Genomic DNA, 18439 nt, shown 5'->3' on the forward strand with positions numbered 1-18439 from the left:
ACTCATGTACACGGCCGGCGTGTCGCATCCCACGGCGGCTGCGGCATCGAGATAATACCTGCGGAGGCGTGGTTGATCAGAGGCCCAATGAACGTGGCCCGAGGTCAGTCTCAGTCCGATAGTTCGTAGCCGTTGGCGTCTTTATGCCACGGCGAGCCGGGCTTGCTGCACAGAATGATAATGCCTTCAACAAAGCCCCAGATGGCGGCTGCGATTGGGCCAAGTCCGAGCAGAATCCAGCCGACAAGCGTCAGCAACAGCTGGGCCACGGCCTTGCCGGTGTTGCCGAGATAGAAGTTGTGCACACCAAGTCCGCCGAGGAAGATGCCCAACAGGCCGGCAGCCAACTTGGACTTGGATGATTGCCACACCGGGGCGGCGACATACGGAGCGGCGGTGTATTGCGGCTGTGCGTAGGCATTCGGCTGCTGGTAGGCCTGTCCATAGCCGGGCTGCTGGCCGTAGCCCGCTACGGGCTGTGCGGGCTGGCCGTACTGAGGCTGGCCGTACTGAGGCTGGCCGTACTGGGGCTGGCCGTACTGAGGCTGGCCGTACTGAGGCTGGCCGTACTGGGGCTGGCCGTACTGAGGCTGGCCGTACTGAGGCTGGCCGTACTGAGGCTGAGCGTATGCGCCGGCGGGCTGGCCGTATTGCGGCTGCTGCTGGCCGTAGCTTCCGGCGGCGGGTTGAGCGTATGCGGCGGGCTGTGGGGCGCCATAGCCCTGCGGCTGCTGTGCGGCATCTTGGCAGTACGACGGCTGTGCGGGCTGTGCGGGCTGTGGAACACTGTCCGAACCGTACGGTTGTTGTTGATCATCAGTCATGTGGATCGGTCCCTTCTCAATCGGGAACGGCAGTACCTTCTTACCGTTTCTGCACAACATCATCTCACGTTTTGCACAATAGTAGAACCTGCCGCGCTACGATTGGGCCATGAAAAGTTTCCTGACCAGCTGGTTGATTATGACTATCGCCGCCGCCGTCATGGTCGCGGTGACTCCCGGCATGACCCCGGTGGGGGAGCCTCCGATTCTCGGCATCGCCGCGTTCGCTTTGTTCATGGCGCTGATTAATGCGTCAATCAAGCCGATTGTGCATCTGATCGCACTGCCGTTTGCGATTCTGTCTCTCGGGCTGGTCACCTTGATTATCAATTGGCTGTTCATGCGACTCGCCAGCTGGCTGGCGGTCAGTTTGTTCGGCGTGGGCGTCTTCGTACACGGTTTCCGGTGGTCGGTACTGGGGTCCTTGGTTCTGACCATTGTTGCGGGAATCGTCGGGTCCATCTTGGATCAGTGACGGTGCTCGCTGGGCGAATATGAGTAATGGCGGTTGGAATCGGACTGATTCCAACCGCCATTACTCATATCAAGCTACGGGATCGAGCGGGGCGAACATTACTCGCGCACCAAGCGGATATGCTCCACATCGTCGCGCCGGGAGCGACGGAACAGCACGAAACGATTGCCGATGGACTGCACCACTTCGGCGTTCAGCTGCTCGGCAAGCCCGGCGGCGGCTTCCTTGGCGGTCAGGCCCGAACCGTCCTGTACCGCGCACTTGATGAGCTCGTGCTTCTCAATGGTCTCATCGGCCTGATTGACGGCCGACTCGGTCAAATCGTTCTTGCCCACATAGAACAGGGGCTTCAGCGAGTTCGCCATCGCGCGCAGCTGCTTGATTTGCTTCTTGGTCAATGCCATGGGAATTTCCTTACATCTTTCGTATAACCACACCAGCATAGCAACCGGTGCTGTCTGTGCTGTTTGCCGCCCTACAGCGCGATGATGGCCGCGATGTAGACGATGACGGCAGCGGCGAATACGAGATCTCGCGCGGCGATGGTCAGGGCACGCCAGTGGGTGCGGCGGATGCCCTCCTCGTAGCAGCGGGCGTCAAGTGCGAGGCTCAGGTTGTCCGCGTGACGCAACGTGCCGGCGAAAATCGGCACGATAATCGCGCTCATCGCCTTGATACGCTGGGCCAGCGAACCGGTTTCGATGGAACCGCCACGCGCGGATTGGGCATCGACGATGGCGCGGGTTTCATCGGTCAGCGTTGGAATGAATCGCAATGCCAGACTCATGACCAGCGCGATTTCTTGGGCATGGATACCGAGTCGGTTGAGCGGACTGATCAAGGTGTCGAAGGCGTCGGTCATGGCGGTAGGCGTGGTGGTAGTGAGGAACACCGCGCCCAGAATGATTACCAATGCGAAACGGCAGGCGTACAGCACGGCTATGGTCACGCCCTGATCGGTGATGCTTAGCGGTCCAAGCACCACCACCGGCGTGCCGGTGCGTACCACAAACAGATTGACCACGCCCATCAGCCCCAGCAGGATCAGAATCGGATGAATGGATTCAAGCACCCGTAACGGGTTCAGGCGTGCCGCCGCGATAACGGCCAGGGTGATGGCAATGCCCAGTGCGAGCTGGGTTGGCGTGTTCACCGCGAACATCGTGAACATGGCGGCCAGGAAACCCACCATCTTCACGCGCGGGTCAAGTCGGTGTATCACTGAGTGCACAGGGCCGTTGGAGGATACGGCCGTGGCGGTGACGGTGGCCGTGACGGGGCCGCCGGATGCGGGGGCGGCAATCGGCATACGGACCACGCGGTCGGCGATTTGCTTGGCCTCCTCCCAGTCATGGGTGATGATGAGCACGGTCACGCCACGTGATTTGAGCATGCGCAACAGCTCATGGATACGCTTCTTGGCTTGGGCGTCCAGACTCGCGGTCGGCTCGTCCATGATGAGCACGTCAGGATTGCAGGCCAGCACGCCGGCGATGGCCACCAATCGCTGCTGTCCGCCGGACAGGTCGAAAGGGGAGCGGTCGGCAAGATGCCCGATATGCAACAGGTCCAGTGATTCGCGCACACGGTCGGCCACCTCGGCCTCGGCGAGCCCCTGGTTGCGCGGGCCGTACGCCACGTCCTCGGCCACCGTGTCCGCGAACAACTGGTGCTCCGGATGCTGCATCACGTAACCCACATGCCGGCGCAATTGCGCTAATTGCTTGCGATTCGCCGACTTCGGACGCGCGTTGCGACCGCGCCTGCCAATCGAGGACACCGGAACGCCGGCCACCTCGATGCTGCCGGCGGTCGGCGCGGCCAGCGCGCACAACATGCGCACCAGCGTCGACTTGCCCGAACCATTCACGCCCATCAGTGCCACGGTTTCACCGCGCGCGATGGTGAACGACAGGTCATCGATAACCGCCCGTTTGGCCGAAGGATAGCGATAGGTCAGATGCGAGACGCGAATGATGGGGTCCGTCATATCACCGATGCCATCGGAGAGCAGCGGCAGTTCGGAGCCGTCTTCGCGCTCCCGCTGGCGGGGGCTGTCGTTCGTAGGACGACAGGGGGCGGCTTCTGTGCCGATGCCACCCTCGGTCTCGCTTTGCGAGACAGCCTCCGCCAGCGGGGGTCGATTATCGACGGCTGCAGTGACACCAGCGATTCGCCCGGCCTCCATGCGCACGATGCGATCGGCATGAACGGTCTCATCCGGATGATGCGTGACATGCACGATTGTGGTGCCGCGCGCCTGCAAATCATCCAAAATGCGCATAACTTCGGCGCGTGCGGATTCGTCCAGCATGGCGGTCGGCTCATCCAATACCAGCATCGCCGGGTTCATGGCCAGCATGCCGGCGATGGCGGCGCGTTGCTGCTGCCCCCCGCTCATACGGGTCGGGTCGGACTGGCGTAAGTTCGCCAACCCCACGGCCTGCAATGAATCAACGATACGCTCGCTGATGAGCCCGCGCTCCAGCCCGAGATTCTCCAGGCCAAAGGCCACGTCATCCTCCAACACGGTGGTGACCAGCTGATCCTCGGGATTCTGGAACACCATACCGATGCCGCGGCGGGCAGCACGATAGGCATCGGCATTCGGGCCGGCTGCGTACACGCGCTGTTCCAGTAGCGTCACTTCGCCACCGTCCGGCGCGGTCAATCCCGCAATCAGACGGGCCAACGTGGACTTGCCCGACCCGTTCGGACCGACCAAGCATAGGCGCTCGCCTGCATGGACCGTGAGCGAAACGCCATCCAAAGCCCATGAGGTGCCGCGGTCATAGCTGAAACGAATGTCCTTGAGTACGGCGGCGGGGGAGGCAGGCTCGGCGGAAGCGTGAGGTTCGGCAGAATCGTGGAACTCGTCGGCGTCGAAGGAACGGGGTGCAACGGTCATGAAACAGTAATCCGTAACTGATAGGCGAAAACGCAGAATCCCGGCAAAGGCCGGAGTTCTGCGTTCTTGTTCTTTGAGTGGTCGTTGAGTGGTCGTTAGTCGTGGCGGGCATAGGCCCGTCTCAGGCCAGTCACTGCTGCTTGGACAGCAGGTTGGAGACCGGCTTGTAGATCAGGAAGGTGATCACGGCGTGAATCGCCATCTTAGCCACGTTGAACGGCAGCAGAATCGGCAGAATCATCGCGGCCACAGCCTGGTAGGTCATGTGCGCGTAAATCGGCGTGACGATGAGGTTGCCCACCAGCGCCACCACGATGGCCAGCACCGCACCCACCAGAATGCCGATGGCGGCACCCTTGCGCGTACGGATCTCACGGTAGATGAACGCGGCCGGCACAGACAGGAACAGCGCCACCAGCACAGCCATCAGCGAACCCCACGGGTCGGCGAACATGTGCGGCACAAAGCCGAGCACAGACACGATTGCGGCGGCGGCCGGACCGTACGCAAAGCCGGCGATCAGGCAGACGATGCCGGACGGGTCGTACTTCAGCCAAGTGACCGGCGTAATCGGGAATTCAATGAAGCTGGTGACCATCGCCAGCGCCACGAACAGTGCATACATGGCGATACGGCGCGTGGACCAGCGGCCGGAATCGGCCACGCCAGTGGTGTGTGAGCCAAGTTTGGCGTTGGTGCTGGCGGTGGACGCGCTGGCCGAACCCTCGGCCTCGGGCGCCACAGAACGAACAACTTGCATGCGGATACGCGAAGATACGCTCATAATGAGCCCTCGTTTCTTTCATCCGGACTATACCGTTGGCTCCGGAATCTCACCGGATCAGCCGCTTGCGCGGGTCGCGGGCTTCCCGCCATCCCCGTTATGAAACCCGGGGTACAGGTTACCGCCAGTAAGGAATTGCACCTTCCCTGAAACTGACAGGCTTATTCATACGCCATGCGCCGGACGTACGCAACCCGCGTTTCACTGTGCAAAAATTCGTCTTGTGCCGGTCAAGTGCAACAATGGGAGCCATGGCTGAAGTGAAGAAACCCAACAACACCATCGACAAGCTTGCCCTGATCGTCACCACCTACAAACGTCAGCAGCTGCTCGAGGTACTGTTCGATTCGATTCTGGCGCTTGAGCAGGCACCGTGGCGCATTGTCATCGTGGACAACGAGCAGTCCGATCAGACGGCGGACATGGTCGCTGCGTTTGCCGGCAAGGTGACCGGCCAATGGGGCACCACCGTGGCCGACCAGTCCGGCAACGAAGAACGTGTGGTCTATGCGCCGCAGACCGAGAACCTGGGTGGTGCGGGCGGTTTCTCCGCCGGCGTGGCCAAAGCCTACGAGCTGGGTGCCGCATGGTTCTGGGTGATGGACGACGATGTGGCCGTGCTGCCGGACGCCATTGCCAAGCTGTCCAAGTGGACCGACAAGCACGAGGTGATTCAGGGATCCCGATTCGATTACGATGGCGGCCCGTTCTACTGGCAGTACGACTTCATTGTGCCGCTGGGCATTCCGAACCCGATTGCGCCCGCCGCATTTGGCCCGGCCGGGTATCGAGTGATGGACACGCTGTGCTTCGAAGGCGGCCTGTTCAACCGCCGTGTGGTCACGGAAATCGGTCTGCCGGACCCGCGCTTCTTCATCTACTGGGATGACACGATGTATGGCTACCGCGCCAGCAAGGTCACCAACCCGATTGTGGTGCCCGACGTGATCCTGCGCCGTACGCGCGAGATCGGCAATTGGGATATCGCCGGCGTGCGCCAGCTCAACTCCACATCCGACATGAACCGGTATCACATCATGCGCAACCGCGGATACATGGCCCGGTACTTCATGACCTATGGTGACTTCCGCCCGCTGGTGTTTGGACTGGGTACCGTGCTCACCGCGGCCAAGGAAGTCATTCGCCTGGTGATGGTGGATCGCGAGCACCTCAAGACCGGTTTGGTGCAGATTGCCAAGGGCTGGTGGGACTCGCGCAAGCTGATGCACGACCCCACCTGGAAGCCCATGCCGTCGCTTGAGTGACGGCCATGCCCCGGCCCGTCCGGCGCGTCCGCGTGATGGTCGCGTTAGACTTGGGCGAAATCGTGGATCGATGACATATCAGGAAAGGAAGGTCAACGATGATTGAAACTGCACAGGCTTTTGGTGTTGACATTGGCGGTTCCGGCATCAAGGCCGCACCTGTCGACCTCACCAAGGGCGATTTCGCCGAGCCGCGATTGAAGATTCTCACTCCCGAGGTCTCCACTCCTCAGGCCGTGGCCAAAATCGTCAAGCAGCAGCTCGACCACTTCGAAGTGCCTGAATCCGCACCCGTTGGCATCGCCTTCCCCGCGCCGATCAAGCCCGGCCAGAAGCTCGACTTCATGGCCAACCTCGACCAGTCTTGGATTGGCGTGGACGTTACTGAAGTGTTCTCCGAAGCCTGCGGCCGCCCGGTCGTCGTGGTGAACGACGCCGACGCCGCCGGCCTGGCCGAAGTCCAGTTCGGTGCCGCCAAGGGCCAGGATGGTCTGGTCATCGCCACCACACTGGGCACCGGCATCGGCACCGCTTTGATCTACAACGGCGCGCTCATCCCGAACACCGAACTCGGACACATCATCCTGAGCGCCAAGCATCTGGACGCCGAGAAGTACGCCTCCTCCGCGATTCGCGAGAACGAGGAACTGGGCTACAAGAAGTGGGCCAAGCGTCTGACCAAGTACTACGGCCTTATGGAGAAGTACTTCAACCCGGACCTGTTCACCGTCGGCGGCGGCGTGAGCCGTCAGAGCGAAAAGTTCCTGCCGTACGTGGATATCAAGACCCCGATTGTGCCCGCCAAGCTGCGTAACCAGGCCGGCATCGTCGGTGCCGCCTACTATGCCAGCACCAAGCAGCAGTGAGCTGAGTTATTTCTGCTGGCGCAGGAGCCGTATTGACCATATGTAAGGCCGTCCAAGTATTTCGGGCGGCCTTTTTTAATGAGTAATTCGTTCATTAGGTCGATTATGTGTTCATTAGGTCACTCCCATTCCAAACCTGAATTGCAATGGGCTCGGAATGGCGGCGTTTCAAGCATCAACAATTGTGAGGCTCGACTAGCAGTGACCTAATGAGCGCGAAAATGACCTAATGAATGTAGCTAGGCCGTTATTCGATGTGGATTGAAGTCATAGTATGTCTGACGACTCCGCTGCCGTGCCGCACGATTGTCGTAGTGCTGGATGCTGGTGGATATGAGGCCTCGATATACCTGGCTCGGCAGGGGTGGTTTTATCGTGGAGGGTATGAGCGTGCATTTCTCTTCTCGTGTGGATATTTCTGCGCCGAATCCCATTGCGGCGGCCGAGGCGGCAGCCAAGGCAAACGGCATCGCACTCAGCAAACTCAACGATTCCAATCCGACCCGCCACGGGTTGGCACCCGAATTGGTGCCGAGCGTGTATACGGCCGACCCGCGTGGACCGCGTGCGGCACGAGAATCATTGGCCGCATTCCTCAATACGGCAAACGTGGTAGACGCAAGCAGCCCTCAGTTGGCTTCGCCCGCCGCCGGCGAGGGCGGGAACGAGCGCCATGCCGCTTTCACCAATGTGAATACCGCCATCGAGGGCGTTGACCCGGACGCCCTGTACCTGCTGAGCTCCACGTCCGAGGCGTATTCGTGGCTGATTAAGTTACTTTGCGATGCCGGCGACGCGGTGCTGGCACCCAAACCCGGCTATCCGCTGATCGAGTCGATTGCACGGCTTGAATGCGTCGACACGGTCGAATACCAGTTGCAATTCGACGGCTCCTGGTTCATCGACATCGCCGAACTCGAGCGGCTACTCAGCGAGCCCGGTGGCGAACGCATCAGAGCATTGGTGCTCATCAACCCGAACAATCCGACCGGTTCGTACGTAAAACCAACCGAGCGTGCACGTATCGTGACATTGTGCCGTGAACATGGCATCGCCCTTATCGCCGATGAAGTGTTCTTCGATTACTCTCTCGAACCTTTCCCCGACAACGCACGGCTTGCGGGGGAGCGCGGCGTGCTCACCTTCGCCCTAGACGGATTCTCCAAGATGTTGGCCGCGCCGCACGCCAAAGTCGGATGGATTCAGGTGTCCGGACCCGACGAGGACGTTGCCGAGGCCCAGCGTCGACTGGACGTCATCGCCGATGATTATCTGCCGATGAGTGACATCACCGCCGAACGGATTCCCGCATTATTGAACGCCGCGCCTGCACAGACCAGACGGGTGAGGGAGCGTGTGCGCGATAATCTTGCCAAGCTGCATACGCTGCTCAATGCCGATCCCAACGGGCTGGTCAGCGTGCTACGGGCCGAAGGCGGTTGGAACGTGCTGCTACGAGTGCCCTCAGTCATCGATGAGAACGAAATGGTGTTGCGGCTGATTGACGAGCACCAACTCACCGGACAGCCCGGCTACTTCTTCGACATGACCTCCAATGGATACCTGGCCGTTTCCCTGCTGCCCGAACCGGACGAATTCGAGCGTGGCATCCGCGCCGTGCTCAATACCGTCGCCGCTTTGCTGCGATAGGCCGGTGTTTGCCGTCACCGCACCTGTACTCCACGTACAATGGCGGCATGGGATTCTTGTTTAGACCGAAAGAACTGCCACACCCGGCATCGCTGACGTTCACTTTGGAACAGGCCGGGCATACGTATGATGATGGGCACGTGGGACTTGCTCCCACGGACATCACCATCAGCGAGCGGCGGGTGGCCGTGATCGGACTGAACGGCGCAGGCAAATCCACATTGCTGGGTCTGCTGGACGGTTCGTTGAAGGCCAACGCCGGCACGGTGACCATTGCGGGCGGTGAGGAACGTCTTGACCCGGCTGTGAAGAAGGACGCGAAGCGCATCGATAATCTGGTCGGCAAAGTTCGCCGCGAGGAGATTCCGAACAGTTTCTACCAAGCGGCGAATATTTCCGAGGCTGTTTCCGAAGCGTTGAAAAAGCACAAGGTGCCCGAGTCAGAACGTCATGCGCGCATCGGTAATCTGTTCGCGCATTTTGATTTGGCGCAGGTCTCCAAGGCCAAGGCCGGCGAATTGGACTCCGAGAAACGGCACCTGCTGGCTATTGCGGCCGCGCTGAGCTTTGAGCCGAGTGCGATTGTGGCGGATGAGCCGAGCAAGGGATTGGATGAGATTGGCACCGCGCATGTGGCCAAGGCGTTGTTCAGCTACAACAAGCAGGTGATTTTCGCCACGCATGACACGGATATGATCCGCCGGCCCGAATACGCCATCGACCGCGTACTGGTGCTGGACGAGCACGCGGTCGTGTTTGACGGAGCGCCGGCTGAGGCTGTGGCGTTTTATGAGGATCTGATTCGCCGCCGATACGAGACTAGAGCATCGTGAACCATGCCTGAACCCGATGCCAGAGCGTCGGATCGTTGACGATCATGGCGTCGTCGCGCGCCTGCACGAAGCAACCCAGCACGGCTATGCCCAGCGCCCACAATACGGCCAGCACCACGACCCAGCGCATCAGCCAACGCCACGGGGTGACCCGGGCGATGCCATCGTCCGAAACGGCGTCGTTGGCACCCGCCAATGAACGTCCCGGCTCGCGCCCGTTGACCAGCCACAGTAGCCCCGGTATGGACGCCAGTGAGATCAGCCAGCCGAAATCGGCGGAATACCGCCATCCCAGACCGCCGACACGGCTGTCGAACACGATCAGCGCCGCCGCCACGGCCAAGCAAGACATCAGCCATGGCCGCATGCCGTGCGTCTCCAATCTGCGCAGCAGGGGCAGCGCCAAAGCCATCACGGTCAGTGGTGTGGCCGTGAAAATCGCGCCGACCATCACCTCGTAATAGCCCCATTGCGGCATCGGGGCGGGAGAGCCCGCCAGCCACGGGAAACGATCCATGAAGCGCAGCGGCAGGAACAGGTAATACCAGATGTTGGCGGGCATATCCGCGGACGGGGTGGTATACCGGGTCATATCGGATACGGAGAACTGATACGCATTACCGAAATTGAACGGGGAATCGAACCGAACCATGTTCCACGCCATCAGAGGCGTCACGACGAGAATGGCGGGGATGATTACCGCAAGCGGCGCGCGCAACGCCTGCAACGGCTTGATACGGCGTGTGCGCAGACCGTTGCCCAGCGCGCGAATCTGCGGCCAGAACAGGGGGAACGCAAGCAATGCGGCCAAGGTGAACGTCGGTCGGCATCCGAAATTCGCCGCAATGCACAAGGCGCCCAAGGCCAGTCGTGGCAGGGAGAGAGGCTTGGCATCGCCCGCCTGCCATCGGTCCGATGGTCTCAGCGGGCGGCGGGACGTGTCCGCGCCGAGCCATAGCCATAGTCCCAGCGACGTCAACGTCAGCGATGCGGCGAACGGTATCTGATAGAAGTTCGTGCGATACAGCAAATACTCCACTTGCGCGCTCGCCAACGATGAGACCACTACTAACGACGCGGCCGCCACCGAAGTCTTCGGCATCAAGCGATGGATGACGCGCAGCAACAGCAAGGAGAAGAAGATGATGAACAGCAGCACGAGAATATACTCGGCGACGGATGTCGGCAGATTATGACCGGTCAGCAGACGATAGGGGACGAACAGCAGCACTGCGGGCAACACGCCAAAATAGGAATACCAGTGACCGTCATAATACGCGTAATCCCAGTAGAGCGGACTGGCTCCATTGGCGAGTAGCTGGGCACGTGTGGCTACGTCATAGGGGTGCTCGGTGGCGGCCAGTTGTTCGGGAACCGGCAAGTCGAGCCAGGGCCGGCCGGCGACCAGCGCATCGGCCACATGCCCATACTGGTCGAAATCATAGGTGTAATCGCCGGAAACGTGGAAGACGAGCGGAGACGCGTACCACAGTTCGCGGATGATGGATGCGCCGATAAGCAGGGTAGGAATCGCCATAAGCCCCACGAAAGCAAGTCGTTGCCGAGTGCTGGACGGGTCAAGTGTGATACGCCACAGGCGCGATCCCGGCCTCCAGACGGCAATCATCAGCAACACCAAGGCCATGGCGAGCACGCGCATCCAATTGATGACGAACGGTACGCGCACGTTGGCGCGGGCGTCGGTGACCGGTACGATCGCGCCGCGCTCTTCCTGAATCCAAATACGCACGATGCCGGCACCCGGCGCCTTGACATAATGGCTGCGAATAGCGTCGGGATTCATCGACTGGGCCTGGCCGGTGATGCCATCGACATCCGCGCGCACATGAATGGTCGCCAGCGGTTTGAAGACTTCCTTATCGTCGTTCGCTTCGGATTCGGCCTCGGCCTGCTCACGGGCCTTATCGATGACCTTGCCGCTCGCGGTATCGATGCGTAGGTAATCCGACGTGCCGTCCGCGGTCAGTTCAAGATAGGCCTTGGTCGGATCGGTGACGGTCAACATGCCATCATTCCGGCGCGTGAGACCCGAACCCAGTGTGTTATGCACGGCGTTCGTATCCGTGCTCGCTCCGAGCGTACGCCAGAACGGCAGGTTGAACACGATGCACTCCATGGCGGCGACGGCGGCCAGCAAGGCGATCAGCAGGCGCGCCAAACGCAGCCGGTGCCGGGTAGCCGGACGGCTGGTCAGATGCCGTTCATGTTTCGACGGCATCGGACGGTCTGCGCGAGTGTGGTCTATGGAATGCACGCATTTTATTCTATAGGCTTTATTCGGGCTTGATGTCGGGCAAACAAGAGACAATGTGAATCATGCCAAAACGTACATCGGACCATGGGAAGCACAACCGCGCGCCACTGCTGGGCGGGCTGAAGGATTCGATGAACGCGCTCGCGGCCGATCTGGGACTGTCCAAGCCGAAGAAGCACGATACGAATCCGTTCGGCGATGCCTTGCAGGAGACCAGTGAGCGTAAAGGCGGCATTATCGACGAACTGACTCGCCATGCAGTGGCGCTGAGTCCTGTAATCAAGCGACGCACCTTCCCTGAATTGGAGAACGTGCCGGAAGGGCTGGTGCTTGGATGGGCGCAGCTGCCCTCCACCAGAGGCCGTGGCTTTTCGCTTGGCATTTTCCCCGACCGCGATCATTTTGCGCAGGTGGCGTTCGCCGATACGCATGGCCGCGTATTCGTGGGCGCCGACCCCAACATGGACGTGCAGGATATGCAGGCGCGATTCATGTTCGGCAAGGAAAAAGAAGTGACTTTGCCGGACGGTGAGCGGCTGGGCGAAAGCGACGAGCCGCGTTCGCATTCCGGTTTCTCCCGTGCAGGCCGTGGCCTGGGAAATGCACTGCATCATGGGCGTGGTTTGGGGCGCGGCCTTGGTCATGGTGCTGACGGTGTGAAGGCCATTACCGGTGGCGTGGTGGGACGTGACGACACCGGACGCATGACATGGCTCGCCTCATGGCTCAAGGCCGGCAACCGGTACACGCTTGAGCAGATGCGTGCCAATCTGCCGCCTGCGATGCGTCATGATCTGGAATACCGCGATGCCATTACCATCGCGTTCTTCGCCACGTATATGTTGCCGCAGATCAATGGTCTGCTCATCGGATTCGGTTCCGGCAATATCTTCCGCCGTCTCAACCGTGAGGCGCCGATAGGTGCGATTCGCCGTTCGGTGCGTGACACTTTGGCGGCACGTGCCCACGGCATGCGGGCCTCCGGTCTGGAGGATCACTTCGCCGATCTGATGCGCGAAGCCGGCGCTCTCGACACCACGCCGGGGCTGGAAGCGGTGCATGGCGCCGAACCGTTGCACCTGTACACCTCGACGTATTCGAGCGGCTATTTCTTTGCGTGGGATAAGTCCTTGGCATTCGGGCAGGCGCTGAAATCCCTGAAGATCGAAGGCAACCTCAACCGATTCGCTGCGGTGAGCGCTTGGCTGGAGCGCAACGCTTCCTTGGGACGCAACCCTACGGAAGATACGGTGACCCGTGCCGAGGCCGCGCAAATTGACATGAAACTCATCGAAAACCCTGCGATTATGGCGCTTGACCCGTATGATGGCGAGCAGGAGCGTCGGGCCGTGCTGAGCCTGGTCGATATCGCCGCCCGCACGGCTGGACAGATTCGCAGTGAATTCCCCGATCCTCGAGTTGTGCTGACCCAGCAGAACGTGCCGGATTCGGGTGTGACGAATGCTGCGGGCGCTGGAAGTACTGAGGGCGCTGTAGAGCGGGCTGATAGGAGCGACACCAACACTCAAGCCGTTCGGCCTTCGTATTCGCCGGCGAGGAGCGACGAATGGGTGTATCGTCAGACCCTCTCCTCACTGTTGCGCCGGTTACGGTTGCCGTATCGGTTTGATGTGGAGTTCCGGTCGTGCTTGGATTCGGGTGAAGTGGCCATTGGCTTCACCACCGCCGGCACCTCGATGATGCCCGATAGCCGGTATGACACCACTCGACGTACGTGGCGTGCGCTGAGCAGCGCCGAACGCGCGTCGATGAGCGCCGCCTACAACCTGCGTGTCGGCCTGATGATGGCCGCGCTAAGTTTCGGCACCAGCGAATCCGTACGCCAGGTGTCGTTGCACATCGATTCCATTGGTCTTGAAGAGGCGATTGCCGAACAGGATTCCGCCATCGAGGCGATGATGAGCGAGGCTTTAAGCGCTTTTGAACATCTGCGCAGTGGCGATTTGGGGCGTGTGGGTTCCAAAGCCGACCCCAAAGATGGTGATTTCCATGGCGACCCGACCCGCCCCATCACCCATGAGGAGACGTTCGGGCAGATGGCGTCCGGTGACGAACGCGGCACGACCGGGGGAACCGGCAACGGTACCGGACCGTCTGCGGATGCTACGGATCAGGCCTCGGTCGAATCCGCTGACGCCGATGGCGCCGCGTCCATCGATTCGCAGTTCGAAGACCTGATGAAGGGCGTCGATATCGACGAAATGGCGTTCGGCATGCCGGACGATACCGGCGCAGGCGACGACCTGGGCGGTATCGGCGGCGAGGGCGTCGGCACTGACGGTGCTGATGGGGCCGCCGGCGTGGACGATGATCCGATGAGCGTGCTGCGCCGCAATCCCACCGTGCGTAATATGGTCACCGTCACCTTCACCCGTGATGCCTTCCTCAAGCGACTGGACACCGCTGGGCTCGACAATCCCGAGGAAACCTACCGCATGTTCGGTGCCGTGATGGACGTGGACGGCGAAGGCGGCCTGAAACCCATCAGCGCCGACTTCGACTTGGCGGACGGCCGGTTCTCTCCCACCGGATCCCAGGAGGAGCCCGAACTGGCCGACCGTCAATTCAGCCCGGCGACCGCTCACGTGCTGGGCGCACAGAATAGTGCCGGACTGGCTATCCAGCGAGTGGGCCTACTGCAGCATGGCGTCAACGAATTCCACGATATCGCCAGGAACACGTCGCTCGGCTCCGTGGAAAAGGCCCAGCGAGCCATGCAGGTCATCGAATCGATATGCGATCCCGAACTGACCGGCTTGGCCTCACAGGTCACCAGTGCGTTGATCGATGGCAAGGACACACCGGACTTCACGTTCACGCTTGCTGACGATCTTGACAAGGAGCGTCTGCGCGCCCGAGACATGCTGTTCTCGGGCCAAGCCGATCAGGCCATCGAAGCGGCCGAAGCGGCCGTGTCCCATCTGGATCAGGTGTATGCGGCAGGCCATGGCGTACCTCGATACTTCAACTCCTATGCCGAGCGCGTGGTCTACAACCGGCTGTTCGCCACATTGGACGAGCGTACGGTGCTCATCCCGGACAATCTGTTCTACGCACACATGGAGCTGGCTGACGTGTTGAGCCAGATCAAGGGTGCCGAGGCGGCCATCCCGCACCTCAACCGTATGGTGGCGTACGCGCCCGCCTACCCGCTCTCACATCTGAAGCTCGCCATCCAACTGGCCCGCAATGAGGATTGGGATTCGGCACGCGCCGCCTGCCTGAATGCTCTGCGCGTGGCCTTGGACCGCGACGATGCCGCGTTCGCCTACTACCGGTTCGCGTACGCCGAATGGATGCTTGACCGGTTCGACACAGCCGCCGCGGCCTACATTATGAGCGATCACATCGCTCCCGGGGCCATTGGTTCGCTGGAAAGCGAACTGCAGGAACTGGTTTCCCGTGCGGACTCGCAGTGCATGCCGGTGCCTGAATCGGTGGAGACGGCCGCCCATGTGCTTGCCATGCATGGTCTGCCGGTCTGGCCGCATATCGAAGTGGCTGACATCGTGCGTGACGCCGCCCGCGTGTGCGTGGATGAAGGCATGTTCGTGCCGGCCCGCACGCTCTCGGTGGCCGTGGCCCGCATGAATGACGGTGAAGGCGACAACATCGACATCATCCAAGCCCAGTTCCTGCGCTCGCTATCCGCGTAGCCGCCTGAGGGGAGTTGACGGTATAGCCGGCCGAGGGGAGCCGAGCCCGCTAGGATAGACAACCATGAGCACGAACGAACAACTGGCATGGGATTTCGACGATGGGGATGTGGCCGAGGTCCGGCCTGATACCGGTATTGCACGTTTTGCCCCTGGCTCCGAACAATGGATAGCCGCACTGCAGCCCACTGACGACGACGCGATACGCCTCGACCGTTTCGACGTGAACACGATGACCGCTGAGGCCGCCGCCCGCCTGTGGGCTCGCGTGGCCGCATGGGTGGAATCCGATCAGATCGCCTACTACATCGACGACTCACCCGTCAGCTCCGACGCCGCCTACGACGCGCGCATGCGTTGCCTCGAACGACTCGAAGCGGCGTTCCCCTCATTGGACAATCCGCAGTCGCCCACCCATCGCGTCGGCGGCTCCTTCTCCAACGACTTCGTCTCCGTGCGCCACCCCAGCCGCATGATGAGCCTTGATGACGTCTTCTCCATCGAAGAGCTCAAGGATTGGTACGATTCGGTGATTCGCGACCTCGATTGGCCCGAATCCAAGCCCCTGCCCATGAGCTGCGAGGTCAAAATCGACGGCCTCGCCCTGAACCTCATCTATCGCAACGGCGTGCTTGAACAGGGCTTGACGCGCGGCGACGGCGTTACCGGCGAAGACATCACCCTGAATGTGCGAACCATCGGCTCCATTCCCGCCAACCTCGGCGGCCCCAAGGAAGACGTTCCGGACTTCGTGGAAATCCGAGGCGAAGTGTTCATGCGCTGGGATGACTTCCACACCCTGAACAACGAGCAGGAGGACGCCGGACGAGCGCCCTTTGCCAACCCGCGCAACGCCGCCGCCGGCTCGCTGCGTCAAAAAGACCCTCGCATCACCGCCACCCGTCGCCTGAGCTTCTATGCGCATGGTCTGGGGCAGCTCACCTGGGGGGCGGACCATCCGCGCGGCACCCATGATGTGGTCGCCGACCAGTCGCAGGCCTACGATCTATACACCAGGTGGGGCGTGCCGGTCTCCCCACATAATCGTGCGGTGACCTCATTCCAGGAGATCTTGGACATGATCGAGTACTACGGCGAGCATCGCGGCGACATCGAGCACGCGCTCGACGGCATTGTCGTCAAGGTCGATGACCTGGGCCTGCAGCGCACCCTCGGTGCCACCTCGCGCGCGCCGCGCTGGGCCATCGCCTACAAATACCCGCCCGAAGAGGTCAACACCGAACTGCTCAACATCACCGTGCAGGTGGGGCGTACCGGCCGTGTGACGCCGGTCGCCGTGCTCAAACCTGTCTACGTGGCCGGCTCCACCGTGGCTCGTACCACGCTGCACAACGGATTTGAAGTCAAACGCAAGGGCATTCTGATCGGCGACACCGTGGTGGTGCGCAAGGCCGGCGATGTGATTCCCGAACTGGTCGGCCCGGTGCTTGAACGGCGCAAAGGGCGTGAGGACCAGCTGCGCGAATTCGTTATGCCCGAGTTCTGCCCTTCATGCGGCTCGAAACTGTCACCCGCCAAGGAGGGTGACAAGGATATTCGCTGCCCGAATGTGGAAAGCTGCCCGGCCCAGTTGACCGAGCGCGTGATTTCGCTGGCCTCACGCAAGGCGTTCGACATCGAGCACTTGGGCGAACAATCGGCCATCGCTCTGACCAACCCGGAGGAGAACCGGCCTGATTCGGTGGCGACCTACGCGCCGAACATCACCGAGGTGCTGGTCGCCCCCGGCGAAGAGCCCGAACCGTACGAGCCGGTGGAGGGGCTGGAATTGCCGGCCGCGCAGAAGCCGGTGTTGTCCAACGAATCCGGGTTGTTCGACCTGACCGCCGCCGATCTGCGCGACGTGCGCGTGTGGCGTGAAGCCGCAATCGTCGAGGTGCATGAGACGGTCGGTGCGAACGGTAAGAAGAAAAAGGTGCGTAAGCGTGTCGGCGGCTCTGGCCTGTGGCATCAGGTGCCCGCCTTCTGGACCGCGCCCACGCCGGCCAAAAAGCTCACGGCCAAGCAGCTGGCCGAACGCGCGCAAAGGGAGGCCGCAATCGAATCTGCCGAAACACAGGGAGGTGCCGCCAGCGAGACGACCGGCGCACCTACCGGGGCTGAGGCTCCACTTGGTACTATGCCGGGCTTTGCCGCAGCCTCCTATCCCGAGTATGACGTGCCGGCCGACGCGGTCATCGTGCGCGTGGACCACAAGACCACGCGCACCGGCGTCACGGATGTACCGGTGATCGTTCGGCCCGGCGAAAACACGCGCAAGATGTTCGACGAAATGGACAAGGCCCGTCACGCCGACCTGTGGCGTGTGCTGGTCGCGTTGTCGATTCGCCGGCTCGGTCCGCCTACCGCACGCCTGATTGCCTCGGCGATGGGCTCGCTGGCAGCCATCGAAAACGCCACGATTGAAGATCTGACGGCCATCGACGGGGTGGGCCCGGAAATCGCCGAATCGGTGGTGAACTGGTTCGCCGCCACCCGCGAACCCGGCGACTGGCGCGGCGCGACTTTGCGTGCTTGGCAGGCCGCCGGCGTGGGTGTCGACGAGGCCGAGACCAGTTCGTTGCCGCAGACGCTGGCCGGCAAAACCGTGGTGGTCACCGGTTCGTTGGAAGGCTATTCGCGCGACTCCGCCAAAGAGGCGATTATCGAGCGTGGCGGCAAGGCGGCCGGTTCGGTGAGCAAGAAGACCGATTACGTGGTGATTGGCGCAAACGCCGGCTCCAAGGCCATCAAGGCCGAGGAACTCGGCATCCCCATGCTGGGCGAAGCCCAATTCGCCCAGCTCCTAGAAACCGGTAGCATCGACTGACTTGGCTCCCCTCTCTGAGGGGAGCTGTCGCCTTGTGTGACTGAGGGAAGTA

Annotated in this window: 12 protein-coding genes and 1 riboswitch; of the genes, 7 read left to right on the forward strand and 5 right to left on the reverse strand. The window is 61.5% G+C overall.

Annotated elements, in window-relative coordinates; all coding sequences use genetic code 11:
- Positions 1-110 precede the first annotated feature (110 nt).
- Positions 111-884 (reverse strand): TM2 domain-containing protein, encoded by a 774-nt coding sequence (locus tag FYJ31_RS06960; protein WP_195839473.1) that lies wholly within the window; start codon positions 882-884, stop codon positions 111-113.
- 49 nt (positions 885-933) lie between these two features.
- On the opposite strand from FYJ31_RS06960, the gene FYJ31_RS06965 reads away from it, so the two are divergent.
- Positions 934-1299: a phage holin family protein gene (locus FYJ31_RS06965; RefSeq protein ID WP_032745366.1), complete on the forward strand. Its 366-nt coding sequence runs from the start codon at positions 934-936 to the stop codon at positions 1297-1299.
- Positions 1300-1397: 98 nt separating this feature from the next.
- Here FYJ31_RS06965 and FYJ31_RS06970 read toward each other — a convergent pair whose 3' ends face one another.
- The 3 genes from FYJ31_RS06970 to FYJ31_RS06980 form a co-directional block, all read right to left on the reverse strand.
- Complete coding sequence (locus tag FYJ31_RS06970) at positions 1398-1703, reverse strand: YhbY family RNA-binding protein (protein ID WP_060620771.1); 306 nt, start codon at positions 1701-1703, stop codon at positions 1398-1400.
- Between the two features lie 71 nt (positions 1704-1774).
- Positions 1775-4207 carry an energy-coupling factor transporter ATPase gene (locus tag FYJ31_RS06975; protein WP_154536349.1) on the reverse strand — a complete coding sequence of 811 codons (2433 nt, stop codon included), beginning with the start codon at positions 4205-4207 and terminating at the stop codon, positions 1775-1777.
- A 130-nt stretch (positions 4208-4337) separates the two neighbouring features.
- Positions 4338-4991: an ECF transporter S component gene (locus FYJ31_RS06980; RefSeq protein ID WP_154536350.1), complete on the reverse strand. Its 654-nt coding sequence runs from the start codon at positions 4989-4991 to the stop codon at positions 4338-4340.
- A 6-nt stretch (positions 4992-4997) separates the two neighbouring features.
- A riboswitch (FMN riboswitch) is annotated at positions 4998-5149 on the reverse strand.
- 93 nt (positions 5150-5242) lie between these two features.
- Here FYJ31_RS06980 and FYJ31_RS06985 point away from each other — a divergent pair.
- The 4 genes from FYJ31_RS06985 (at position 5243) to FYJ31_RS07000 (ending at position 9605) form a co-directional block, all read left to right on the forward strand.
- Positions 5243-6256 (forward strand): glycosyltransferase family 2 protein, encoded by a 1014-nt coding sequence (locus tag FYJ31_RS06985; RefSeq protein WP_033889171.1) that lies wholly within the window; start codon positions 5243-5245, stop codon positions 6254-6256.
- Between the two features lie 98 nt (positions 6257-6354).
- Entirely contained in the window at positions 6355-7122 is a 768-nt protein-coding gene (gene ppgK / locus FYJ31_RS06990) for a polyphosphate--glucose phosphotransferase (RefSeq protein WP_012577115.1), read from the forward strand.
- Between the two features lie 384 nt (positions 7123-7506).
- Complete coding sequence (locus tag FYJ31_RS06995) at positions 7507-8772, forward strand: pyridoxal phosphate-dependent aminotransferase (protein ID WP_154536351.1); 1266 nt, start codon at positions 7507-7509, stop codon at positions 8770-8772.
- Positions 8773-8819: 47 nt separating this feature from the next.
- A complete protein-coding gene (locus tag FYJ31_RS07000; protein WP_195839468.1) occupies positions 8820-9605 on the forward strand; it encodes an ATP-binding cassette domain-containing protein in 786 nt (261 codons plus the stop codon).
- Here the strand turns inward: FYJ31_RS07000 and FYJ31_RS07005 are convergent.
- Complete coding sequence (locus tag FYJ31_RS07005; RefSeq protein WP_154536353.1) at positions 9592-11844, reverse strand: hypothetical protein; 2253 nt, start codon at positions 11842-11844, stop codon at positions 9592-9594. The genes FYJ31_RS07000 and FYJ31_RS07005 overlap by 14 nt on opposite strands.
- 98 nt (positions 11845-11942) lie before the next feature.
- Between FYJ31_RS07005 and FYJ31_RS07010 the strand changes: the two genes are divergently transcribed.
- Together FYJ31_RS07010 and ligA are read left to right on the forward strand one after the other, a co-directional pair.
- Positions 11943-15557 (forward strand): tetratricopeptide repeat protein, encoded by a 3615-nt coding sequence (locus FYJ31_RS07010; protein WP_195839469.1) that lies wholly within the window; start codon positions 11943-11945, stop codon positions 15555-15557.
- 64 nt (positions 15558-15621) lie between these two features.
- Positions 15622-18387 (forward strand): NAD-dependent DNA ligase LigA, encoded by a 2766-nt coding sequence (gene ligA, locus FYJ31_RS07015; RefSeq protein ID WP_154536354.1) that lies wholly within the window; start codon positions 15622-15624, stop codon positions 18385-18387.
- Positions 18388-18439: the final 52 nt, after the last annotated feature.

Origin of the sequence: Bifidobacterium sp. WCA-178-WT-4B, from assembly GCF_009696495.1 — a bacterium.
GTDB lineage: Bacteria > Actinomycetota > Actinomycetes > Actinomycetales > Bifidobacteriaceae > Bifidobacterium > Bifidobacterium infantis.